Raw genomic sequence first — 23,071 nt, 5'->3', positions numbered from 1 at the left:
TGGGCGCTCCGGCCCGCGCGCACCGGCGTCGCGGGCGTATTCACCACCTAGCTGAAACTGCACGATACTGCATGCCTCGTTTAGCACCTTCACGCGCCGCTGGCGCTTCGTCCAAAGGCGGCAAGCCGCATGCCATTCGCATCATCGGCGGCGACTGGAAACGCACGCCGCTGCCCGTGCTCGATCTGGACGGCTTGCGCCCGACGCCCGACCGCGTCCGCGAAACGCTGTTCAACTGGCTCGGCCAGCGCCTGGACGGCCAGCACTGTCTCGATCTGTTCGCCGGTAGCGGCGCGCTCGGCTTCGAAGCTGCGTCGCGCGGCGCGGCGCGCGTGCTGATGGTGGAGCGTCATGCGCGCGCCGCCGGCCAGTTGCGCGCGAACCAGCAGCGGCTCGACGCACGCATGATCGAAATCGCCGAGGCGGACGGCTTGCGTCTTGCCGCGAGCCTCGCCCCAGGCTCGTTCGACGTAGTGTTCCTCGATCCGCCGTTCGATGCCGATCTGCTCGGCAAGGCGCTCGCGGTAGCCGTGCCGCTCGTGCGCGCTGACGGCTATCTTTATGTCGAGGCAGGCGAAGCGCTCGAACCGACCGCTCATCAGTCGCTTGCGGACTGGGAGGTCGTGCGGCAGGGCAAGGCGGGCGCAGTGCACTTTCATTTGCTGCAGCGCGAAAATAAGGAATAATGCGCGTTCCAAAAAAGGGCCGGGCGGTTTATCGTCATCCGCGCCGGTGCGAAATGCGTCGCTTGGACGTGCCCTTTTGTCTGAAAAGAGGAGAAGTCTCATGGTAGTCGCCGTGTACCCGGGCACGTTCGACCCGCTGACGCGCGGTCACGAAGACCTCGTTCGGCGCGCGTCGAGCATTTTCGACACGCTGGTGGTGGGTGTGGCCGACAGCCGTGCCAAGAAGCCGTTTTTCACTCTCCAGGAGCGCCTCGCGATTGCGCACGAGGTGCTCGGCCACTATCCGAACGTCCAGGTGATGAGCTTCAAGGGACTGCTGAAGGACTTCGTGCGGAGCAACAACGCGCGGGTGATCGTCAGGGGTCTGCGCGCGGTGTCGGACTTCGAGTACGAGTTCCAGATGGCGGGCATGAACCGCTATCTGCTTCCGGACGTCGAGACGATGTTCATGACGCCGTCCGATCAGTATCAGTTCATCTCGGGCACGATCGTGCGGGAGATTGCACAATTGGGCGGCGACGTCAGCAAGTTCGTATTCCCGTCGGTCGAAAAATGGCTGAAGGAGAAAGTCGCGTCGCTGGACCCGCAGGGCGGTGCCCAAGGGACGTGAGCCTGAGTCGCGCGAATGGCCGATTTCGACGGATCATTTATCCGACGCAGTGCAATGTCAGCTACCCTTCGCGGCCTTGGCGAATACCTCGGCAAGCTTGTCGAAGTGTCGGAGGGCGGCGGGCGTTAGCTCGACCTGTTTGCGGCGAGCATCTTCGGTGTCGTTGAGCAGGAGCCAGCCTTTTTCGCGCATTGACGTGATCCGGGCATGCAAGGTGGCCGGAGGCCCGACCGCACTTTGGGCCATCATCTCTCGAACCGACAGGCGTTCGTTTTTTTGCCTCATGCGAGCAATGAACTCCAGGAGCTTTTCTTCGAGCGGATCGACTCTACATTCTTGTCGAGCCCGGCATAAAGCGCGGGATTGCACGACCGCGCGGGGGCGAAAAAGCTATAATGTGTTGTTTTATCTAGCAAAGTTGGTGGCAGCATGGCCCTGATGATTACCGACGAGTGCATCAACTGCGACGTCTGCGAGCCTGAGTGCCCAAACGACGCGATTTCGATGGGCCCGGAAATCTATGTGATCGATCCGAAGAAGTGCACCGAGTGCGTCGGTCATTTCGACGAGCCACAGTGCATTCAGGTGTGCCCGGTCGAGTGCATTCCGCGTGACCCGAACCACCTCGAAACGCCTGAGGGTTTGATGGCGAAATATCACGCGTTGCAGGCCGCCAAAGGCACCTGACGTGCGCGGGTGACGCGCAAAAGAAAACGGCGAAGGCCCGCGGGCCTTCGCCGTTTTCTTTTGCGGCGGCGTTTCCGTTATCCGACGTAAGCGCTGAAAATACCCCGCAACGTGTCGAGCAGGATGTCGCACTCGGCGTCGGTGCCGACCGAGATCCGCAGATGCTGGTCAATCCGCGGTGCGTTGAAGTGCCGCACGAAAATTTCCTTTTCCCGCAGCCGCGACGCGAGCGTCGCCGCGTCGTACCCTTGATGCCGCGCGAACAGCAGATTCGCGGCCGACGGCACCACCTCGAAGCCGAGCGCGGTCAATTCCGCCGCGAGCCGCTCACGGCTCGCGATCACCTTCGCGCAGCATTCGCGAAACCACGCGTCGTCTTCGTACGCGGCGGTGGCAGCGGCTTGCGCCAGGCGGTCGAGCGGGTACGAATTGAAGCTGTCCTTCACGCGATTGAGCGCATCGATCAGCGCCGCATCGCCGAACGCGAAGCCGACGCGCATGCCGGCGAGCGAACGTGACTTCGACACGGTCTGCACGACGAGCAGATTCGGATAGCGGTCGATCAACGCAATCGCCGACTCGGCGCCGAAGTCGACATAGGCTTCGTCGATCACCACGACCGAATCAGGATGGCTGGCGACGAGGCGTTCGATTTCCGCCAGCGCCAGCGGCCGGCCGGTCGGCGCGTTCGGATTCGGAAACAGGATGGCGCCATTGGGCACCGCGTAGTCGTCGACGTTGATCGCGAAACCCGCGTCGAGCGGGACGGTGCGGTAGTCGACCTCGAACAGCTTCGCGTAGGTCGGATAGAAGCTGTACGTGATATCGGGAAACAGCAGCGGCTTGTCGTGCTTCAGCAAGGCCTGGAATGTCAGCGCGAGCACTTCGTCCGAGCCGTTGCCCGCGAATACCTGGTCGGCGCGGATGCCGTGATACGCGGCGACCGTTTCGCGCAGCTTGCGTGCGCTCGGATCGGGATAGCGGCGCAGTGCGTCGGCGGTGTCGCCGAGCTCGCGGCGGATCGCGTCGAGCACGCGCGGCGACGGCGGATACGGATTCTCATTGGTGTTCAGCTTCACCGGATGCGCGAGCGCGGGCTGCTCGCCCGGCACGTACGGCGTCAGACGGTGAACGATGTCGCTCCAGTAGCGGCTCAAGCGATTCTCCTCGCAGGGTCGATTGCGGGTTTCGAAGGATGTGGCGCGCGTCAGCTGTTATTGCGATGCAGTTGCATCATTGCACGTTCGAGCTCTCCCTTGATGATCTGCGGCATCACCGCGAGCGCGCGCTCGATCGACGCGTCGATGACCTCTTGCTCTTCTCGCCGCGGCGGCTTCAGCACATAGTTCGCGACGTCCGGCTTCGCGCCGGCGCGCGCGCTTTCGGGGATCAGATCACGCGGATGACCGATGCCGATCCGCAGCCGCCAGTATTGCTGCGACGACAAATGCGCGCTGATGTCCTTCAGGCCATTATGCCCGCCGCTGCCGCCGCCGAGCTTCAGCTTGACGCTGCCGGCCGGCATGTCGAGCTCGTCGTGCGCGACGAGGATCTCGTCGGGAAGAATCTTGAAGAATTGCGCAAGCGCGACGACCGACTGACCAGAACGGTTCATGTAGGTCTGCGGCTCGAGCAGATGCACTTCCTCGCCATGCAACCGCGCCTTCGCGTAAAAGCCGTGAAAGCGCCGCTCGTCGCGCAGCGTCGTGCCAGCCTCGCGTGCGAGTTGATCGACCAGCCAGAAGCCGGCGTTGTGACGCGTCGCGGTGTATTCGGCGCCCGGATTGCCGAGCCCGACGATCAGCTTGATCATGATTGCGTGAGTCCACCAGGTCCGGAAGTGAAATGCACCGGACTAAAAAAACCGAAAAAAAAACCCGCCAGGGCGAACCTCGGCGGGTCACATCGACCGTTTCATTGGAAACGGATCGAGAGGATTGCTTGCTTCGAACCGAAAGGCTCTTAAGCAGCCGGCGTTTCGCCGCCTTCAGCAGCAGCAGCGTCTTCAGCGATTGCGCCAGCCGGGATCGTTGCAGCAGCGACCACCGGGTTTTCCGCGTCGACGTGGGCGACGAGCGCCACACCTGCCGGCAGCGGGATGTCCTTCGCGTGAACCGATTGACCAGCTTCGATCTTCGCGAGGTCAACTTCGATGAATTCCGGCAGTGCCGACGGCAGGCACTCGATTTCGATTTCGTTGATGACGTGCGAGATCACCGCGCTCGACAGCTTCACTGCCGGGTTGGTTTCCTGGTTCAGGAAGTGCAGCGGCACCTTGGTGTGCAGCTTCTTCGACGCGTCGACGCGCTGGAAGTCCACGTGCAGCACGAGCTGACGGAACGGGTGGTATTGCACGTCGCGCAGCAGAACCTGTTGCGACTTGCCTGCCACTTCCAGATCGAGGATCGACGAGTGGAATACTTCTTTCTTCAGCGCGTGCCACAGGGCGTTGTGATCGAGTTCGATCAGTTGCGTGTCAGCACCAGCGCCATAAACGATACCCGGGGTCTTGCCCGAGTTACGCAGGCGGCGGCTCGCACCCGTACCTTGCTGGGAACGCTCGAAAGCGACTACTTTCATGTTGAATCTCCAATGCACTGCCCGCGACCAGGCAGTAAAAACAGGGCCTCGAAGCCGTAATGGCTGAGGCCCGGGATCGCGGCAAGAACCTTCGTTCGTTCATGCCGATTGTGCAAAAACGCCGCGTGTCGCATCAAGCGGTACGCGGCGTCTTCGCAAATGCTTAACTTTCAGCGAACAGCGACATCACCGAATCGCCGCGGCGGATGCGCGAGAACGTTTCGGCGAGCAAACCGGCGCTCGTCAGCGAACGGATCTTCGCGCACGAACGGGCTTCTTCGCCGAGCGGGATCGTGTCCGTGACTACGAGTTCGTCGAGTGCGGAGGCGGCGATACGCTCACCCGCGCCGCCCGACAGAACCGGGTGGGTGGCGTACGCGAATACCTGCTTCGCGCCGCGTTCCTTCAGAACCTGCGCGGCCTTGCACAGCGTGCCTGCGGTGTCGACCATGTCGTCCATGATCACGCAGGTGCGGCCTTCGACTTCACCGATGATGTTCATCACTTCGGCGACGTTCGCCTTCGGACGACGCTTGTCGATGATCGCGAGGTCGCAATTGAGTTGCTTCGCCAATGCACGGGCGCGGACCACACCGCCGACGTCCGGCGAAACAACCATCAGGTTGTCGTAGTTCTGCTTGCGCAGATCGCCGAGCAGCACGGGCGTTGCGTAGATGTTGTCGACCGGGATGTCGAAGAAGCCTTGAATCTGGTCGGCGTGCAGATCCATCGTGATGATCCGCTCGACGCCGGCGATTTCCAGCATGTTCGCCACGACCTTCGCCGAGATGGCGACACGCGCCGAACGCGGGCGACGATCCTGACGGGCATAACCGAAGTAAGGGATGGCTGCGGTGATCCGGCCAGCGGATGCGCGCTTGAGCGCATCGACCATGATCATCAGTTCCATCAGATTGTCGTTAGTCGGCGCGCACGTGGATTGCAGGACGAAGACATCCTTGCCGCGCACATTTTCCTGAATCTCGACCTGGATTTCACCGTCCGAGAAACGGCTAACCATTGCTTTGCCGAGGGGAATACCGAGGTTTTTGACGACTTCCTGTGCAAGCGCGGGATTTGCGTTGCCAGTAAAAACCATCAGGCCGTCATGGCTGCTCATCATGCACCTACTTCAGGCTGGGGGCGGGAGAATGTGAATTACTGCGGCGAACTACAGCGAACTACGAGAATTTTTGGCAGGGGAGAAAGGATTCGAACCTTTGCATGCCGGAATCAAAATCCGGTGCCTTAACCAGCTTGGCGACTCCCCTACACTAACTTTGAGCTCCGCCGAACGTGGAGTTTCGTTCGACGATGCAAAACTTATGACGCGAAAGCAAAGAGTGGATGCTGATCCAAGCCCGCGGCTACTGCACTGTTCCATTCGCCGGGCAGCTTGGCTTGCGCCGCTTCTGCTTCAGCTTTGCTACGGAACGCTGCAAAAACACTGGCACCCGATCCGGACATCCGCGCTGGTGCGATGCTCTCAAACCATCGCAACACTTGCGCTACTTCCGCGTACTTTCCTACTACAACCTGCTGCATGTCATTCCGGCCGAAGCTTTCTGGCCATTCAGTGTTGCAGCTGTGTTCTGCAGGAAAGTCCGTAATTATGAGAGGCTTTGTATCTCTTGTCAACGCTTTTTCGGAAAAAACCGCTGCAGTTGGAACCTGCACCCTCGGCGTCACTACCAGAAAGTGACGCGGCGGCAATTGTACAACGTCTAATGATTCTCCGACACCCTCTGCAAACGCATTTTTTCCAAATACAAAGAAAGGCACGTCCGCGCCGAGCTTCAACGCAAGATCCTGCAACTCCTGACGCGGCAGATCGAGCTTCCACAGGCGATTGAGCGCGAGCAGCGTCGTCGCCGCGTCGGAGCTGCCGCCGCCGAGGCCCGCGCCCATCGGCAGGCGCTTGTCGATTTCGATATCGACACCTTCGCGAGAGCCCGTATGCGACTTCAGCAACGTCGCGGCCCGTACGGTCAGGTCATGCTCAGGCGGCACGTCGGCGATTTCGGTGCGGCGCGTGATGAGACCGTCATCGCGTCGCGTGAAGTGCAGCGTGTCGCCCCAGTCGAGCAACTGGAAGACCGTTTGCAGCGTGTGATAACCATCCGGCCGACGGCCGGTGATGTGCAGGAAGAGATTGAGTTTCGCTGGCGCGAGACAGTCGCGCAGCGAATCGGTTGTTTCGATCATGAGTGAAGGCTACATGCGCCACGGTGGCGCCAAACGGGTGGCAAGGTTACGTGAGCGGATGCCGGGACAAATAGCAGCAACGACGACTCACTGATCGAGCACGAGCTTGATGTCGAGCGGCGGCTCCGAGCGACTCAGATTGACGCGCTTCACGCCGGTGGCTGGCGCATCGGCATAGGCGACATAGTCGATCGTCCAGCCATCCTGGGTGATCTGCTTCAGGCGCGACGGTTGCTCGGGATCCTTCTCGGTCTGCGCGCGCGAGGTCGGCGCCGGCGACGGCTGCAGCCAGTAGCGTAACCCTTCGACCGGCAGCGTGAAGCCGAGCGCGTTTTGCATCAGCGTCGACACGTTATCGGCGGTGAGCGGCTGGCGGTTCGGCAGCTCGAGCGTCGCCGAAGCCGGTGACGAGGTCACGATGGCCAGCGTCTGGCCGAGCGGATTGCGCAATTGCAGCGTGACAGTGTCGCCGGTTTCCTGCCACGAGAAATTGCCGTAAGCGTTGCGCTGCTGGCCGTACTGATCGTTGTACTGGATCGCGAAGCGGCCCTGATACGAGCGGCTCGTTTGCGCGGTGACTTCGGTCGCGGCGTTCGACGTGGACGGCCCCTGCGGCTTCACCGATGCGCAGCCGGCCAACGCGACAACCGCTGCCGCCGCGAGACCAAGCGCGATGCCGCGCGGCGCCATGGCAAAAGAAATCAAACCGGAAAGACGCATCAAAGATCGTTTACCTGAAGACGTTGCAACGTTTTGACGAGAGTCTCGTTGTTGGGTTCGAGCTTGCGCGCCTCGCGGAACGCGGCGCGCGCCTGTTCCTGTTCGCCGGCCTTCCACAGCACCTCGCCGAGGTGCGCGCCGATCTCGGCGTTCGGCTGGAGGCTGTATGCCTTGCGCAGCAGCTTGATCGCATCGGCCGTGTTACCCATCCGGTACTTGACCCAGCCGACGCTGTCCATGATGAACGCATCGTTCGGTGCAAGGGCCGAGGCCTTCTCGACCAGCTTGTCCGCTTCCGGCAGGCGCTGGTTGCGATCGGCGAGCGAATAGCCGAGCGCGTTATACGCCTGCGGATTGTCCGGCTGCGTCTCGATCAGCTTGCGCAACTGCGCTTCCATGACGTCGTAATGGCCGGTTTTCTCGGCGGCCATCGCGTAGTCGTAGGTGAGGTCGGGGTCGTCGGGAAAGTTCGCCGTGGCTTGCTGCAGACGCGCTTCGGCCTCCGGGTAGCGCTTCGCGTCGAACAGGATCGCTGCATCGGTGCGCGCGATCAGCGCCACGTCACGCGGATCCGAGGTCTGCAAGTTGGCGAGCAACTGGCGCGCCTCCTCGGTCTTGCCCTGCTTCGCGAGCAGTTGCGCGCGCGTGATCTGCGCGGCCAGGTATTGCTGACTCGCCGGCGAGATCTTGTTCAGCCAGTCGCTCGCGGCCGCCTCATTCTTCTGTTCGAGCGCTAGCTGCGCGAGATAGATGTAGGCCTGGCCCGCATCGGCGCCCGGCGTCTTCTCGGCCTGCTGCGCGTATTGAATCAGATAGGTCTGTGCTTCGGGGAGTTTCTTCTGCTGGATCTTGATCAGCGCGAGCGCCATCAACGGCGTCAGGTCGTTGGCGTTTGCCTTGCGCATGATCTCGAACTGCTTCTGCGCGTCGTCGAGACGGTCGCTCGCGAGATACATCTGCGCGAGCGCGAGCCGCGCGTCATGCGATTTCGGATTCTGCTGCACGTACTTTTCGAGCGACGCGATGCCTTCCTTGCGCTCCTCTGGGCCCATCTGCGACAGCACCAACGCCGCGGGCAGATAGTCGGGCTTGATCGTGAGCGCCTGCTCGAGCGACTTGCGTGCACCCGGCGCGTCGTCGGCCAGCAGCTGCTGGCGTGCGACGGCCAGTTGCGCTTCCGGCCGGTTCATGTCGTTCTTCAGCAGGTCCTGCAACACGTGCAGGCCACCGACGCGGTTCGGGCCGCGCGACAACAGCAATTGCAGCGCGAGGATTGCGCTGCCGCGATTTTCCTCAGGTACCTTCGCGAGTTCCTGCGACAGGATCGGCGACGCGTCGTCGGGCTTGCCGGACAGCACGAGCAGCGACGCGTCGAGTTGCGCGGCGCGTTCCGAACCGGGCGCGTACTGTTGCCACAATTGCGCGGCGGCGAGCGCGTCCGATGGGCTCTGCGCGGCCAGCGCGATTTCGGTGGCGCGTTGCGCCATGCGCGGGTCGTGCGTGTCGCGCGCGAGCGCGAGGTAGGTCTGATAGGCCGGTGCTGGCTGATCGCGCTGCAGCGCGATCTCGGCGGCCAGCACCTGGAAGACGATCTGGCTCGACAGAGGCACCCCGGGCAAAGACTTTTCGTCTTGAGGGGTTGACGGACCCAGCGGGTCCGGCATCGTGACCGACGTGTCGTCGGAATCTGGCGACGGGTCCTGCGCATGCGCGGGCACGGCGGCGAGCGCCCACAATGCGAGCGCACCCGCACCAAGCATCCGGCGAGCGGACACGGCGAGCGGCACGTTGGACACACGCGCGCGGCGCTTTGAAAGCAGCTTCACGAAGGACACGTTCATGGAAATCCGTTCAATGTTTCAGTCGATTGTAACGCGCTCGCTACAATACGCGCACAACCACTCACGCAAGTAGCAGACCAATCAGCCATGCCAGAGTTGCCAGAAGTCGAGGTTACCCGACGAGGGATCGAACCGTATGTGTCCGGGCGCAAGGTTGAGCGCGTCGACGTGCGGACGGCCGCGCTGCGCTGGCCGATTCCGGCCGACCTTGCGAAAACCTTGCGTGGCCATGTGGTGCGCAAAGTCGAGCGACGCGGCAAGTATCTGCTGTTCGAAATCGACGCAGGGTGGTTCATCGTGCACCTCGGAATGACGGGCACGTTGCGCGTTCTGCGTCATGTGCCGCATCCGCCTGCCGCGGCGAAGCACGATCATGTCGACTGGATCTTCGACGACTTCATCCTGCGCTATCGTGATCCGCGCCGCTTCGGCGCGGTGCTGTGGCATCCGCGCGAGGAAGGCGACATCCTCGAGCATCCGCTGCTCGCGAGCCTTGGCGTCGAGCCTTTCTCGCCGGCGTTTTCGGGCGCGCTGATGCATCGGTTGACGCGCGGGCGCAAGGTGTCGGTGAAGCAGGCTTTGCTGGCAGGCGACATCGTGGTCGGCGTGGGCAACATCTACGCGTCGGAAAGTCTCTTTCGCGCGGGCATCCGGCCGACCACCGCGGCCGGCCGCGTGTCGCTCGTGCGTTATGAACTGCTGGCCGATGCCGTGCGCGTGACGCTCGCCGCCGCGATCGACAAGGGCGGCAGCACGCTGCGCGATTTCGTCGGCAGCAACGGCGAAAGCGGCTATTTCCAGCTCGACTACTTCGTCTATGATCGCGCGGGCCTGCCATGCCGTGTGTGTGCAACGCCAATCAAACAGATCGTGCAGGGACAACGCTCCACGTACTTCTGTCCCACTTGCCAGCGCTAGATTCTCGATGCCTTCCCGCCTGACTCCAACGATCGCCACGCGCTCCAGCGCGTCCGACACCACGCCCGCATTCACGCCGATACCCGATTTTTCCGCGCGCCTGATCGCATGGCAGCGCCAGCATGGCCGCCACGATCTGCCGTGGCAGAACACGCGGGACCCGTATCGAATCTGGCTGTCCGAAATCATGCTGCAGCAGACCCAGGTCTCGACGGTGATTCCGTACTACGCGAAATTCCTCGCGCGTTTCCCGGATGTCGCCGCGCTCGGCGCGGCGACATCCGATGACGTGATGGCACTGTGGGCCGGCCTCGGCTACTACACGCGCGCGCGCAATCTGCATCGCTGCGCGCAGGTCGTCGTCGAGCAGCATGGCGGCGCGTTTCCCGCGTCGGTTGATGAACTCGCCGAGTTGCCCGGCATTGGCCGCTCGACGGCCGCGGCGATCGCGTCGTTCGCGTTCGGTGCGCGCGCGACGATTCTCGATGGCAACGTAAAGCGCGTGCTCGCGCGCGTGTTCGGCGTCGAAGGTTTTCCGGGCGAGAAGAAAGTCGAGAACGCGATGTGGACGCTCGCGGAATCACTATTGCCGTCGAATGCGTCGAACGCGGAGCTCAGCGGCTACACGCAGGGCTTGATGGATCTCGGCGCGACCTTGTGCGTGCGCGGCAAACCCGACTGCACGCGCTGTCCGTTCGCGCCGGACTGCGTCGCCAACGTCACCGGACGTCAGCGCGAATTGCCGACCGCGCGCCCGAAGAAAGCGGTGCCCACGCGCCGCACGTGGATGCTGGTGCTGCGCGACGGCAACGCGGTGATGCTCGAGCGGCGTCCGCCGTCGGGCATCTGGGGCGGTCTGTGGAGTCTGCCCGAAGCCGCCGACGAAGCGAAGCTCGCCGAACGCGCGCGAGCGTTCGGCAGCAACGGTGAAGTGTCGGCGCTTGCGTCGTTCTCCCATGTGTTCACGCATTTCAAGCTCGACATCGAACCGCGGCTTGCCGAACTCGATCGCGGTGTCGGTGCTCTGGCCGCGCTCAACGATGCGGACACCGCCTGGGTTGCGCTCAGCGATCTGGATTCGTTCGGCGTGCCGGCGCCGGTGCGCAAGCTGCTCGCCAGCCTGCATGGTTCGTTGATCTAGCGGAAGGACGACTTCAGGATTTCACAGCAACTGATGCTGCTGCATGTAGTGATGCACGACGTCGATGCGCGCGCCGGCATCGGTCAGTTCCATCAGCTTTTGCCGCGCGCGCAACGCGATTGGCAGCACCTCGGCGAGACGGTTGGACACCCACGACGGATCGTCGAGCCGGAAAGGCTCCGCGAACGGCAGGCTGTCCGGATCGCGTTCGCGGATCGTCGCGATGATCCGTTCGAGCACTTCCGCGCACGCGCCGAATTTGGCCAAGAGCTCGTTGCCTTCGAGCGGCAAGTCGTCGGCGAGCGGCTCGGCCATGCCGACCAGCAGACCGCTCGCTTCGACGCGATGCGACAACAGACGAAAGCGCTTCGTGCCGCGTGCGCGAATCAGCAACATGCCGAATGCCTCGACGTCGCACTCGTCGATTTCGGCGAGACAGCCGATCGTTTCGGGCACCGAAGGTTCTTCCTCACGCGCGACTTCGGCGCCGCTTTTCAGCATGCACACGCCGAACGGTGTTTTTTCGCGCAGGCAGTCACGCGCCATGTCGAGGTAGCGCGCTTCGAAGATTTTTAGCGGCAGCAAGCCATCGGGAAATAGCACCGTATGCAGCGGAAACAGCGGCAAATCGGCGTACACAGTAGGCGTAGAGGACATGGCGCAACGCTTCGGGTTAAGGCCGCGCGATGCGGCCGGTTAAGCCACCAGCTTCGATGATTCGCCGACGTCGACCGGCGCATCGCGGTGCCGCACAATCACATTCGCCGATGTTGCGAGACGCGCGGCAAGCGTCTCCGCGATGAATACCGAGCGGTGCTGGCCGCCCGTGCAACCGATTGCGACGGTCAGATAACTGCGATTGTCGTCGCGGAAATGCGGCAGCCACTTGGACAGGTACTTCTCGATGTCGTCGATCATCTCGTGGACGACCGGCTGCGCATCGAGAAAATCCATCACCGGTTTATCGAGCCCGGTGAGCGGCCTCAATTCATGATCGTAGTATGGGTTCGGCAGCGTGCGTACGTCGAATACGAAATCCGCGTCGAGCGGTACGCCGCGCTTGAAACCGAACGACTCGAACATCAGCACGAGCCCCGCGTCCTCTTGCTCGATGAAGCGTTTGACCCATGCACGCAGCACGTTCGCGCGCAGATTGCTCGTGTCGATCTGATGGCCGAATTCGGCAAGTCCCGCGACCAGTTCGCGCTCGCGTTCGATCGCTTCGGCGAGCGACGTGAGCAGGCCAACGTCCGCGTCGTGCGCGGGCGAGCCAGACAACGGATGGCGGCGGCGCGTTTCGGAAAAGCGTTGAATCAGCGACTGCGTGCTCGCGCTCAGGAACAGCACGCGCACGTCGTGCGAGCGCTTGAGGTCGCGGATCATCGCGGGCATTTCGTCGAGCGACGAACCGGAGCGCGCGTCGATCGCGACCGCGAGACGGTCCTGGCCGTCAGCGGCGAGGTAGGTGGCGAGTTGCTGCAGAAAACGCGGCGGCAGATTGTCGACGCAGTAATAACCCGCGTCTTCGAGCGCGTTCAGGGCAACCGATTTGCCGGAGCCGGAGATACCGGTGATCAGGATTATGCGCATGGAGTCGTCGAAAGCGTAGATTTCATCATAGCATCTGGCCTCCATGCGCGTGCCCGCGTCCTGCCTTCCGCGGGCGCTTCATGGTGCTGTGGTCGGCTTCAGATCAGCTTGCCGGGAAACTGGCTATCGGGATCCTGCATGGCGAGACGTTGCCGATCCATGAAATCGCGCAGCGTGTCGATACCGCGCAACTGCAGGATGGTATTGCGCACGGCCGCTTCGACCAGCACCGCGAGGTTGCGGCCCGCGGCCACCTGGATCGTCACCTTGCTGATCGGCAGGCCGAGCACGTCGACGGTCTGGCTTTCCAGCGGCAGTCGCTGGAATTCGCCATCGGGGCGGCGCACCAGTTGCACGATCAGCTTCAGTTTCATTTTGCGGCGCACCGCCGTTTCGCCGAAGATCGTCTTGATGTCGAGCAGACCGAGGCCGCGCACTTCCAGCAGGTTCTGCAGCAGCGGCGGGCAGCGTCCTTCGACGAAGTCGGGGCCGAGGCGCACGAAGTCGACCGCGTCGTCGGCGACGAGACCGTGACCGCGGCTGATCAGTTCGAGGCCGAGCTCGCTCTTGCCGAGACCCGAGTCGCCGGTCAGCAGCACACCCATGCCGAGGATGTCGAGAAAAACGCCGTGCAGCGTCGCGCGCGGCGCGAGAATGCGCGACATGTAAAGTCGCAGACTATCGATCACCGCCGCCGCCGATGTCGGCGTCGTGAACAACGGCGTCGACGAGCGCGTGCAGCGCAGCACGAGCTCCGGCGGTGCCGCGACGCCGCCCGCGACGACGAGAAACGGTGGCTCCAGCGCGATCAGCTCGGCCATGTGGCGCGAGCGGTCTTCATCGGTCTGACGTTTGTAGTAGTCGATTTCCGCATCGCCGAGCACCTGGATCCGGTTCGGGTGGATCAGGTTCAGGTGGCCGACGAGGTCGGCGCTCGACGTGGCATTGGCGACCGATTCCGAAGAGAAGCCGCGCTCCCAGCCTTCATGCCCCGTGAGCCAGCTGAGCTTCAGCATGGCGGCGTTGTCGTCGAAAATGCTCTGGGCGTTGATGCTGGACGTATCCATGAGTCAGTGACTCCAGTGTTAGCCGCTTGCCGGGCCTTACCTGCGTGTGCGCGCGCGTAGGTACTGCCGCCGCCATTGCCTCAAGGTTGCCACTGAGTAAGCAGGCGATGCAACGATTCGCGGTCTTCTTCAGTGTGCAGCCGCTCGCGGGCGTCGCGATCGGACAGCAATTGCGCGATCTCGGAAAGAATTTCGAGGTGCTGTTGAGTGGCTTGCTCGGGGACGAGCAGGAAGATCAGCAGCGAGACCGGCTGGCCGTCCGGCGCTTCGAAGGGGATGGGTTCCGCGAGTCTGACGAATGCGGCGAGCGGTTGCTTGAGGCCCTTGATCCGCCCATGCGGAATCGCGACGCCTTCGCCGAGCCCGGTCGAGCCGAGTCGTTCTCGCGCAAAAAGATTGTCTGTGACGGTACTGCGGGCGATGCCGTTCTGGTTCTCGAAGATCAGGCCCGCTTGCTCGAACACGCGTTTCTTGCTGGTGACCGATAGTCCGATGACGACGTTCTCGAGGGGAAGAAATTTGGCTAAACGATTCATGTTGACAGGCGAAAACGTGGCCTGAGTTCTCCCCACCGGGGCGGTTGAGTGACGTTCCATTCGTTCGATGCTGGCGAAGACGGACGGTGAGAGTCGATCGGGAAAGCGTGAGATCTCGACCGGCCGTACTTCATCAGAACTGGCTTGACCCCGATGGTAACCGGAACATTATAGAACAGGGTGACAGCCGATGGTGCGGCGCGCCATCTATGCATATCAGGTTTTTCACCGCTTGCGGCGCGGAATATGTCGCGCTGCGCAAACGTCTGCGCGAATGATTGAGCCTGGCCTCGGCGAGGGCGCACCGGCGCAGAGCGCGCACCGGGCGCTGAAACGAAAAACCGCCCAGTTGCGGGCGGCTTGACGAGTCCCAGAGAAATCAGCAATTCCCGCGAGTTTCTCCTATTGCGGCGGCACGTCCAGTTGCGGCGCCGGCTGATACTTGATCGCTTCGTGCTGATGGCCTTGCAGACGATCCTTGTGGCGTATCACCTGTCTGTCGAGCTTGTCGATCATCAGATCGATCGCAGCGTACAAATCACTGTCACAACTCTCGACGAAAATATCCTTGCCCTTCAGGTGGAGGTTGATTTCCACCTTTTGACGCTTCTCCTTTTCCTTATGGTTGTCGACCGAGAGGACCACACTGCCGTCGATGACCTGATCGAAATGTCTTAGCACCCTGTCCAGTTTGGTGATCACGTATTCGCGCAACGCAGGCGTTACTTCGAGGTGGTGTCCACTGATCTTGAGATTCATAGTGCTTCTCCAAGCTAATGGCCGCTTGGTCCGCACAATGACAAAGGTCCGGTCGATCTGACGGCTTGCCTGTGTCGCCCCCCGGTGACGGACATCTGGCAGGTCGCAGCGGCCGGCCTGTCCGCCAGGTGCGGAGCGGCCGGTAAATGCCCGCTGCAAAACGCGGCGAGCTACAGAGACTTGCGCAGGTTGACTGCCGGGATTTTGAGCGCCTCACGGTATTTCGCAACGGTACGACGTGCGACCACGAAGCCCTGTTCCGCCAGCAGTTCGGCTATGCGACTGTCTGAAAGTGGCGATTTCGGGTTTTCCGCTCCTATCAGTTGTTTGATCAGCGCGCGAATGGCCGTGGAGGAGGCCGCGCCGCCGGTGTCCGTCGAAACGTGCGAGCCGAAAAAGTACTTGAATTCCAGCGTCCCGAAAGGCGTAAGCATGTATTTACCGGTCGTCACACGCGAGACAGTCGACTCGTGTAGGCCCAGCGTATCAGCTATTTCCCGCAAAACCAAGGGGCGCATGGCGATTTCGCCGTGCACAAAAAAGCTCTTCTGACGCTCGACAATTGCCTGCGCAACTCGCAGGATCGTCTCGAAACGCTGCTGGATATTTTTGATCAGCCAGCGTGCTTCCTGCAGTTGCTGGCGCAACGAACCGCTGCCCGGATCGCCGCGGTTATTGCGCAGAATATTCGCGTACAGATGGTTAATCCGCAGCTTGGGCACCACCTCGGGATTCAGCTCCGCCTGCCAGCCCTGTGCCGTTTTGCGCACCATGATGTCAGGCACAACGTAGTCCGCTTCGGCCTTGCCGTAGGCGGCGCCCGGAAATGGTTCGAGCGAGCGGATCAGCACATGCGCGTCGCGCAGATCGTCGTCGCTGGCCTTCAGGTGCTTGCGCAGCCGCGTGAAATCGCGCGCGGCGAGCAACTCCAGGTAATGGCCGACAATGTCTAGCGCAAGCGTGCGCGTGGGCGATGGCTCGAGCCGCAGCAACTGCAGCTTCAGACATTCCGACGCGGACCGCGCGCCGACGCCGGGCGGGTCGAAGCTATGCAGCAGCGCAAGCGCGGCGTTCAGTTCGTCGACATCGACCTCGAGTTCTTCGGGCAGGTCGGCCAGCACTTCTTCGAGCGTGGCGGCGAGATAGCCGTCGTCGTCGAGCGATTCGATCAGGAACGTGATGAGCGCGCGGTCGCGCTGGCTCGCCTGGGTGACACGTAGTTGCGCCATCAGGTGGTCGCGCAGCGATGTGCTCGATTCGTGGATTTGCAACGGGGGCAGGTCGTCGTCGTCGGACGCGTTGCCCGAGCGGCCGTAGTCGTCGAGGTTCCACTGTGACGTGTCGCCGCCGCCGTCGCCCGAAAGGCCGTTGTATTCATCGACACCCTGCGGTTCGCCGCTTTCGGCTCGCTCGCCGCTGCCCTCGGACGATGCCGAACCGTTTCCGGCCATCGGGTCGGCCGGCGCCGAGGAGCCCGGTGTCTGGGCGATCACGGAGCCGTCGGCCGCAACCCGCAACGGGCTCGCAATCCACTCGTCTTCGTTTTCGAGGAGTGGATTCTGCGAGATCGCCATGGCGACTTCCTGCTGCAATTCGAGCGTCGACAACTGCAGCAGCCGGATGGACTGTTGCAGTTGCGGCGTCAGCGCAAGATGCTGCGATAGGCGGAGTTGGAGGCTGGCTTTCATGGCAAGTTGAGATTCATTGTAGAGAGTTTGCCACGACCGCGATACCTTGCGGCACACGCAATTTTTGGGTACGCCGAAATGGCGCGCCGCCCGGCGCCAGCCTGCGCCGTCTGACAGCGAATGTGCGGTGCCGCAAAATTGGCGCCGCGGCCGGCCGCGCGCGCTCGCGTGGCCGGGGACGCCGTGTGCGCTTACATGCGGAAGTGCTCGCCCAGATAGACGCGCCGCACGCTTTCGTTTTCGATGATGTCGCTGGGCGCGCCGGCGGCTAGCACGCTGCCGTCGCTGATGATGTACGCGTGATCGCAGATACCGAGTGTTTCGCGCACGTTGTGGTCGGTAATCAGGACGCCAATATTGCGCTGCTTCAAGAACTTGACGATTTTCTGGATTTCCAGCACCGCGATCGGGTCGACGCCGGCGAACGGTTCGTCGAGCAGAATGAAGCTCGGATTGGTTGCCAGCGCGCGCGCAATTTCAACCCGACGACGCTCGCCGCCCGACAGCGACAGCGCCGGATTTTCACGCAGATGCGCGATCTGAAGCTCGTCGAGCAGCGCTTCGGTGCGCGACGTGATCGCGTCTTTGCCGAGGCGCTTGCCGTTTTCGTCATGCTGCAGTTCCAGCACCGCGCGAATATTCTGCTCGACAGTCAACTTGCGGAACACCGACGCTTCCTGCGGCAGATACGACAAGCCGAGCGAAGCGCGCTTGTGAATGGGCAGAAGGCTGATCGACTTGCCATCCAGATCGATTTCGCCGGCGTCGAGCGGCACGAGGCCGACGATCATGTAGAACGACGTGGTCTTGCCGGCACCGTTAGGGCCGAGCAGGCCGACCACTTCGCCGCTCTTCACGTCGAGCGACACGTCCTTGACGACCGTGCGCGAGCCATAGCGCTTCTTCAGATTACGCACGACCAGCGAACTGCTGGTGCCGGCCGGCTTGCGATGGGGGAGCGGCGTGATGGTGCTGCTTACGGTGCTCACTGGTTCGGCGCTCCCTGAATGGAGTTGGACGGCGTGAGCGTGGCCGACGCGCCGGTCAGCGGCGCGGCGCCCGCATTGCGCGGCGACAGCATCGCGCGCACGCGGCCGGTGGGGTTGCCCGGACCGGCGACGTCCTTGCCCGCCTTGGCGGTGTAGAAGTCGTTCTGGCCGTCGTAGGTGATCACGCTGCCGTGCACCTGATCGAGCAGCGTCGTCATGCTCTGCAGCCGGCGCACCGTCGCGTTGGTGGTCAGCGTGGTCAGATCCTGCTTGCCGTCGTAATCGATACGGATGGCCGTACCCTCGATGTATTCATCGAGCCCTTCGCGCTTCTGGCGGAAATACGACAGATTGTTGCCGCTCGAGGTGCCGGTCGCGAACTGGTAGCCCTGCGGGTCTTGCGACACTTCGACGCGATCGGCCTTGATCAGGATCGTCCCTTTGGTGGCCACCACGTGGCCGGTAAAGATGCTGACCTGCCGCAGGTCGTCGTAAGTCATGTTGTCAGCTTCGATGTTCAGCGGCTTGTCCTTGTCGGCGCGGTCCGCGTGCGCGAGCGGCGCGAAGCCGACGAGCGGCAACGCGACGACGAGCGCAGCGAGTGCGGCGCGGCACGCGGACAGCGCGCGCGAACGGCCGGTATCAAAACGGGGGAGCGATTCGTTCATGCAGTCACGCCTGGAATGGATTACCCGGTATGCGTTGGCTTAGTGGCCGGAATCGGACGCGGCGATTGCGCCTCTTACATTGCCGAACAATTGCATAAACCGGGTGACATTGTTGTATTTCATGCCGCTGGCAGTCATCACCGACATGCCGCGCTGAAGTTTAACTGGCTTTTCAGTCTCGATCACATCGTCGTTGACGAGGACCCTGAAATGCTCGGAATCAGCCTGCATCTGCGGATCGCCGCCGCCGGGCGCGCGCAGGATGCGGGCGTTCTGGTACAGATTGACGATCGACGCATCCGCGTTGACCGTGCCGGTATCGCCGGTCGCGGTGACGATCGGCTTGCCGGGCTGGAACGCGCGCATTGCCGGTTTGACGAGGTCGCTCATTTCGTCGTCCTCGTAATGGATCAGCGACTGCGCGGTCAGCCGGTACTGCGTCGCGCCCGACTGGTCGAGCTCGGACACCGAGAAGTTGTCCGCGAAGTAGTCCGGCGTGTGCTCTTTCGGGCGCACCTCGTTGTCGGTCTTGCGCGGCAACGTGGCTTGCAGCAGCCACCACGTGATGCCGGCGAGCGCCGCCATCGCGATGAGCGGGATCAGCGAAGTCAGGCGAAACTGGTTCATCCCACGAGGCCCCGTTGCTCGCCGCTGCACGCCGCCGCAAGCAGTGCTTCATATTTGTGCTGCGCGCGCAGCAGCGTATCGACCACTTCGCGTGCCGCGCCGTGGCCGCCGCGCGCCTCGCTGACCCAATGCGCACGCGCGATCACTTCGGGATGCGAATTGGCCGGCGCAGCCGCGAAGCCGACGCGCAGCATTACCGCGAGATCGACCCAGTCGTCGCCCATGTAGCCGCATTCCTCGGCGGTGAGGCCGGTTTGCCGCAGCAGGTCGGCGAACGCCTGCGGCTTGTCCTGCACGCCCTGGTAGACGTGCGTGATGTTCAATTCTTTCACCCGCGCCGCCACGATGCCGGACTGGCGCCCGGTGATGATGGCCGTTTCGATGCCGGCCTGGCGCAGCAGCTTCATGCCGTGGCCGTCCATCGAGTTGAAGCCTTTCATCGTGTCGCCTTCCGCCGTGAACAGCAGGCCGCCGTCGGTCAGTACGCCGTCGACGTCGAAAATCATCAGCTTCACGCGGCTTGCGCGTTCGGTAGCGGTAGGAGGAGCAACGGCCATCAGATCACCTTCTTCGAAAACAGGTCGTGCATGTTGAGCGCGCCGATTAGCTTGCCCGATTCGTCGACGACCAGCATCTGATTGATGCGATAGCGCTCCATCAGTTCCACGGCTTCGACCGCGAGTTGATCCGGCCCGATCGTGCGCGGGCCCGCGGTCATCACCGAACCGATCGGCAACTGGCGAAAATCGCCGTCGCGTTCGAGCACTCGGCGCAGGTCGCCATCCGTGAAGATGCCCGTCACACGGCCTTCGTGGTCGACGACCGAGGTCATGCCCATGCGTTTTGCGGTCAGTTGGAAGAGGGCATCGCTGACGGTCGCGTCGGGTGTGACCTGCGGCAACTGGTCGCCGGTGCGCATGACGTCGCGCACATAGGTAAGCAGGCGTCGGCCGAGCGCGCCGCCCGGATGCGAGCGCGCGAAGTCGTCGCGGCCGAAGCCGCGCGCGTCGAGCACCGCGACCGCCAGCGCGTCGCCGAGCGCGAGCGCGGCGGTGGTGCTGGCGGTGGGCGCGAGATTCATCGGACAGGCTTCCTTCGCGACGCCGGAATTCAGATGCACGTCCGCGAGTTGCGCGAGGCTGGAGCCGGGGCGGCCCGTCATCGCGATCAGCTTCGCGCCGATCCGCTTGATGAGCGGCAGGATTGCCATCAACTCTTCGGTTTCGCCAGAATTGGACAGCGCGAGGAAGACGTCGTCGGCGGTGACCATGCCGAGGTCGCCGTGACTGGCTTCCGCCGGATGCACGAAGAACGCGGGTGTGCCGGTGCTTGCCAGCGTGGCCGCCAGCTTGCGGGCTATGTGACCGGATTTGCCGATGCCGGAGACGACCACGCGCCCACGGCAACCCAGGATGAAATCGACCGCGCCGACAAAACTGCCGTCGAGCTGGTCGCGAAGCGCCCGCACGGCGTCCGCTTCGATGTCGAGTACGTCGCGAGCAAGCGTGAGTGCCCTGTCGCCATTGATTTTCGCTATCATGCGCGGAGTATAGCAAAGGCGCCTGTTCGCCGCGCCGGGCCTGCTGTGCCGGGCCGCTGTCTTCGTCGGCCTGTCGATAGTCTCATTTGCAGCTGCTTTGCAGCTCTTTAGCAGCTTTTTTCCGGCCCAATCCATTATGTCGCACGGCGTTCTCGTGCGCGGTTCCGCTGACGAACGAGGACGCTTCACCCATGCGTTTTTGCCGATGATTTCCCCGCTCGAAATGACGCTGTTTCTGCTGCTGGCATCGGTGGCGGGCGTGGTGATCTTTCGTTTCCTGAATCTCCCGCCGATGCTCGGCTATCTGACGGTCGGCATCGTCGTCGGGCCGCATGCGTTCGGGCTGATTCCCGATTCGGCGGGCGCGCAGAATCTCGCGGAATTCGGCGTCGTGTTCCTGATGTTCTCGATCGGGCTGGAGTTTTCGCTGGCCAAGTTGCGCACGATGCGCCGGCTCGTGTTCGGACTCGGCTTGCTGCAGGTGATCGGCACAGTCGGGGTAGCGGTGTCGCTCGGCTTCGTGCTGGAGCGCTGGGTGCATATCACGTGGCAGGCGTGCGTCGCGCTGGGCGGCGCGCTGGCGATGTCGTCGACCGCGATCGTCAGCAAGATGCTGGCGGAGCGGCTCGAGATCGAAACCGAGCACGGCCGCAATATCTTCGGCGTGCTGCTGTTCCAGGATCTCGCGGTGGTGCCGCTTTTGATCATCATTTCGGCGCTCGGCGGCCGCTCGGAGAATCTGGCCAGCGCGCTCGGCATCGCGGCGATCAAGATCGTCGTGGCCCTCGCGCTGCTGCTGATCGTCGGCCAGCGCTTCATGACGCGCTGGTTCAACGTGGTCGCGCGGCGCCGCTCGCAGGAGCTGTTCATCCTCAATCTGCTGCTGGTGACGCTCGGCGCCGCGTTCATCACCGACAAATTCGGGCTGTCACTCGCGCTCGGCGCGTTCATTGCCGGCATGCTGATCGCCGAGACGCCGTACCGGCATCAGGTGGAAGAGGACATCAAGCCGTTTCGCGACGTGCTGCTCGGGCTCTTCTTCGTGACTACCGGCATGCTGCTCAATCCGCGCGTGATCTGGGAGCATCCCCTCGTCGTGCTGGCGTTTTTCGTCGGCCCGGTGCTGCTGAAGATGGTCATGATTACCGGCCTCGCGCGGCTTTTCGGCGCGACGCCGGGCGTCGCGATGCGCACCGGTATCGGTCTCGCGCAGGCGGGCGAGTTCGGCTTCGTGCTGCTGAACCTGATCCTCGACCGGCATCTGGTCGACGCGACGCTGTTGCAGACGATTCTCGCCGCGATGCTGCTGTCGATGCTCGCCGCGCCGTTCATGATCCAGAACGCGGACCGCGTCGTGCTGCGGCTGTCGTCGACCGAATGGATGATGCAGTCGTTGCAGATGACACGCATCGCGACCCAGAGCCTGAAGCAGAGCGGCCACGTGATCATCTGCGGCTATGGGCGCGCCGGGCAGAACCTCGCGCGCATGCTCGAGCATGAAGGGCTCTCGTATGTCGCGCTTGACCTCGATCCCGACCGCGTCGCGGCGGCCGCGGCGGCCGGTGAATCGGTCGTGTTCGGCGACGCGGGGCGGCGCGAGTCGCTGCTCGCCGCGGGCCTGCATCGCGCGGGCGCGATCGCGATCACCTACGCGAACACGCCGTCGGCAATGCGCGTGCTGCACAACATTCACGAGATGGAGCCGACGCTGCCGGTCATCGTGCGTACCGTCGACGACGCCGATCTGGAGAAACTGCTCGCCGCCGGGGCGACCGAGGTGATTCCGGAGATCGTAGAGGGCAGCCTGATGCTCGCGTCGCACACGCTCGTCGTGATGGGCGTGCCGATGCGCCGCGTGGTGCGGCGCGTCGAGGAGATGCGCGACGAACGCTACTCGCTGTTGCGCGGCTATTTCCACGGCGCCGACGACATCGACGACGACGACGGCCACGAGCAGGTGCGGCTACAATCGGTGCCGGTCGACGAGAGCGCCGACGCGGTGGGCCGTACGCTCGCCGAGGTGGGCCTGTACGAACTCGGTGTCGAAGTGACAGCGATCCGCCGGCACGGCATCCGCGGCGTCGAACCGGACCCGTCGACGAAACTGCGCGCGAGCGACATCGTGGTGCTGCGCGGTCTGCCCGAGCAACTGGCGCAGGCCGAGGAGCGGCTGTCGAAGCACCGCCGCGCCGCCGCGGCCTGAACCCGTGAACCTGGCC

At 63.1% G+C, this 23,071-nt stretch carries 24 protein-coding genes, 1 tRNA gene and 1 pseudogene; 6 read left to right on the top strand and 20 right to left on the bottom strand.

Going from position 1 to position 23,071, the window contains the following annotated elements; all coding sequences use genetic code 11:
* Positions 1-71 precede the first annotated feature (71 nt).
* Together rsmD and coaD are read left to right on the top strand one after the other, a co-directional pair.
* Positions 72-686, top strand: a complete 615-nt coding sequence (gene rsmD / locus AB3X94_RS10495; protein ID WP_368611463.1) for a 16S rRNA (guanine(966)-N(2))-methyltransferase RsmD — start codon at positions 72-74, stop codon at positions 684-686.
* A gap of 100 nt (positions 687-786) precedes the next feature.
* Positions 787-1,296 (top strand): pantetheine-phosphate adenylyltransferase, encoded by a 510-nt coding sequence (gene coaD, locus AB3X94_RS10490; protein ID WP_176109624.1) that lies wholly within the window; start codon positions 787-789, stop codon positions 1,294-1,296.
* A 57-nt stretch (positions 1,297-1,353) separates the two neighbouring features.
* Here coaD and AB3X94_RS10485 read toward each other — a convergent pair.
* Positions 1,354-1,623 (bottom strand): annotated as a pseudogene (locus tag AB3X94_RS10485) (winged helix-turn-helix domain-containing protein); the annotation flags it as partial.
* 102 nt (positions 1,624-1,725) lie between these two features.
* On the opposite strand from AB3X94_RS10485, the gene AB3X94_RS10480 reads away from it, so the two are divergent.
* Complete coding sequence (locus AB3X94_RS10480; protein ID WP_090802933.1) at positions 1,726-1,983, top strand: YfhL family 4Fe-4S dicluster ferredoxin; 258 nt, start codon at positions 1,726-1,728, stop codon at positions 1,981-1,983.
* 77 nt (positions 1,984-2,060) lie between these two features.
* Here the strand turns inward: AB3X94_RS10480 and hisC are convergent, their stop codons facing one another.
* From hisC to AB3X94_RS10440, 8 genes are all read right to left on the bottom strand, one after another.
* Positions 2,061-3,140, bottom strand: coding sequence for a histidinol-phosphate transaminase (gene hisC / locus AB3X94_RS10475; RefSeq protein ID WP_368611462.1), 1,080 nt, complete (start codon positions 3,138-3,140; stop codon positions 2,061-2,063).
* Positions 3,141-3,190: 50 nt separating this feature from the next.
* Entirely contained in the window at positions 3,191-3,796 is a 606-nt protein-coding gene (gene pth / locus AB3X94_RS10470) for an aminoacyl-tRNA hydrolase (protein ID WP_176109621.1), read from the bottom strand.
* 149 nt (positions 3,797-3,945) lie between these two features.
* Positions 3,946-4,563: a 50S ribosomal protein L25/general stress protein Ctc gene (locus tag AB3X94_RS10465; protein WP_013088318.1), complete on the bottom strand. Its 618-nt coding sequence runs from the start codon at positions 4,561-4,563 to the stop codon at positions 3,946-3,948.
* A gap of 163 nt (positions 4,564-4,726) precedes the next feature.
* Entirely contained in the window at positions 4,727-5,683 is a 957-nt protein-coding gene (locus tag AB3X94_RS10460; protein WP_008921698.1) for a ribose-phosphate pyrophosphokinase, read from the bottom strand.
* A gap of 74 nt (positions 5,684-5,757) precedes the next feature.
* Positions 5,758-5,834 (bottom strand) — tRNA-Gln (locus tag AB3X94_RS10455).
* A 52-nt stretch (positions 5,835-5,886) separates the two neighbouring features.
* Complete coding sequence (gene ispE, locus AB3X94_RS10450) at positions 5,887-6,768, bottom strand: 4-(cytidine 5'-diphospho)-2-C-methyl-D-erythritol kinase (RefSeq protein WP_368611461.1); 882 nt, start codon at positions 6,766-6,768, stop codon at positions 5,887-5,889.
* 87 nt (positions 6,769-6,855) lie between these two features.
* Complete coding sequence (gene lolB / locus AB3X94_RS10445) at positions 6,856-7,488, bottom strand: lipoprotein insertase outer membrane protein LolB (protein ID WP_368611460.1); 633 nt, start codon at positions 7,486-7,488, stop codon at positions 6,856-6,858.
* Positions 7,488-9,329 (bottom strand): tetratricopeptide repeat protein, encoded by a 1,842-nt coding sequence (locus AB3X94_RS10440; RefSeq protein WP_176109618.1) that lies wholly within the window; start codon positions 9,327-9,329, stop codon positions 7,488-7,490. Before AB3X94_RS10440 ends, lolB begins: the two co-directional genes overlap by 1 nt.
* Before the next feature lie 87 nt (positions 9,330-9,416).
* Here AB3X94_RS10440 and mutM point away from each other — a divergent pair, with 87 nt between their 5' ends.
* Positions 9,417-10,247, top strand: a complete 831-nt coding sequence (gene mutM, locus AB3X94_RS10435; RefSeq protein WP_176109617.1) for a bifunctional DNA-formamidopyrimidine glycosylase/DNA-(apurinic or apyrimidinic site) lyase — start codon at positions 9,417-9,419, stop codon at positions 10,245-10,247.
* Between the two features lie 7 nt (positions 10,248-10,254).
* Positions 10,255-11,388 (top strand): A/G-specific adenine glycosylase, encoded by a 1,134-nt coding sequence (mutY, locus tag AB3X94_RS10430; protein WP_368611459.1) that lies wholly within the window; start codon positions 10,255-10,257, stop codon positions 11,386-11,388.
* A gap of 21 nt (positions 11,389-11,409) precedes the next feature.
* On the opposite strand, the gene AB3X94_RS10425 is transcribed toward mutY, so the two are convergent.
* The 11 genes from AB3X94_RS10425 to kdsD all read right to left on the bottom strand — a co-directional run bounded on the left by AB3X94_RS10425 (position 11,410) and on the right by kdsD (position 20,852).
* The gene (locus AB3X94_RS10425) at positions 11,410-12,045 is read right to left on the bottom strand and encodes an LON peptidase substrate-binding domain-containing protein (RefSeq protein ID WP_013088324.1); all 636 of its coding nucleotides are present in this window, start codon (positions 12,043-12,045) and stop codon (positions 11,410-11,412) included.
* A 39-nt stretch (positions 12,046-12,084) separates the two neighbouring features.
* A complete protein-coding gene (gene rapZ / locus AB3X94_RS10420) occupies positions 12,085-12,978 on the bottom strand; it encodes an RNase adapter RapZ (RefSeq protein WP_041734268.1) in 894 nt (297 codons plus the stop codon).
* A 98-nt stretch (positions 12,979-13,076) separates the two neighbouring features.
* The gene (gene hprK / locus AB3X94_RS10415; protein WP_008921706.1) at positions 13,077-14,045 is read right to left on the bottom strand and encodes an HPr(Ser) kinase/phosphatase; all 969 of its coding nucleotides are present in this window, start codon (positions 14,043-14,045) and stop codon (positions 13,077-13,079) included.
* A gap of 80 nt (positions 14,046-14,125) precedes the next feature.
* Positions 14,126-14,641, bottom strand: coding sequence for a PTS sugar transporter subunit IIA (locus AB3X94_RS10410; RefSeq protein WP_083421008.1), 516 nt, complete (start codon positions 14,639-14,641; stop codon positions 14,126-14,128).
* Positions 14,642-14,983: 342 nt separating this feature from the next.
* On the bottom strand, positions 14,984-15,340 hold the full coding sequence (gene raiA / locus AB3X94_RS10405; RefSeq protein ID WP_008921708.1) for a ribosome-associated translation inhibitor RaiA: 357 nt from the start codon (positions 15,338-15,340) through the stop codon (positions 14,984-14,986).
* A gap of 170 nt (positions 15,341-15,510) precedes the next feature.
* The gene (locus AB3X94_RS10400; protein WP_176110653.1) at positions 15,511-17,028 is read right to left on the bottom strand and encodes an RNA polymerase factor sigma-54; all 1,518 of its coding nucleotides are present in this window, start codon (positions 17,026-17,028) and stop codon (positions 15,511-15,513) included.
* A gap of 191 nt (positions 17,029-17,219) precedes the next feature.
* Positions 17,220-17,996, bottom strand: a complete 777-nt coding sequence (gene lptB, locus AB3X94_RS10395) for an LPS export ABC transporter ATP-binding protein (RefSeq protein WP_176110652.1) — start codon at positions 17,994-17,996, stop codon at positions 17,220-17,222.
* A gap of 17 nt (positions 17,997-18,013) precedes the next feature.
* Positions 18,014-18,685 (bottom strand): lipopolysaccharide transport periplasmic protein LptA, encoded by a 672-nt coding sequence (gene lptA / locus AB3X94_RS10390; RefSeq protein WP_176109615.1) that lies wholly within the window; start codon positions 18,683-18,685, stop codon positions 18,014-18,016.
* 39 nt (positions 18,686-18,724) lie between these two features.
* Positions 18,725-19,312, bottom strand: a complete 588-nt coding sequence (gene lptC, locus AB3X94_RS10385) for an LPS export ABC transporter periplasmic protein LptC (protein ID WP_152851817.1) — start codon at positions 19,310-19,312, stop codon at positions 18,725-18,727.
* Positions 19,309-19,869, bottom strand: a complete 561-nt coding sequence (locus AB3X94_RS10380; RefSeq protein ID WP_176109614.1) for an HAD family hydrolase — start codon at positions 19,867-19,869, stop codon at positions 19,309-19,311. The genes lptC and AB3X94_RS10380 overlap by 4 nt, the downstream gene beginning before the upstream one ends.
* Positions 19,869-20,852 carry an arabinose 5-phosphate isomerase KdsD gene (kdsD, locus tag AB3X94_RS10375; RefSeq protein ID WP_176109613.1) on the bottom strand — a complete coding sequence of 328 codons (984 nt, stop codon included), beginning with the start codon at positions 20,850-20,852 and terminating at the stop codon, positions 19,869-19,871. Before kdsD ends, AB3X94_RS10380 begins: the two co-directional genes overlap by 1 nt.
* A gap of 205 nt (positions 20,853-21,057) precedes the next feature.
* Here kdsD and AB3X94_RS10370 point away from each other — a divergent pair, with 205 nt between their 5' ends.
* Positions 21,058-23,055 (top strand): cation:proton antiporter, encoded by a 1,998-nt coding sequence (locus AB3X94_RS10370; RefSeq protein ID WP_176110651.1) that lies wholly within the window; start codon positions 21,058-21,060, stop codon positions 23,053-23,055.
* Positions 23,056-23,071: the final 16 nt, after the last annotated feature.

This window comes from Paraburkholderia sp. BR10923, from assembly GCF_040948765.1.
GTDB classification, from domain to species: domain Bacteria; phylum Pseudomonadota; class Gammaproteobacteria; order Burkholderiales; family Burkholderiaceae; genus Paraburkholderia; species Paraburkholderia youngii.
Note: the sequence above shows the minus strand (reverse complement) of the source record. Positions and strands in the feature narration are given on the sequence as shown.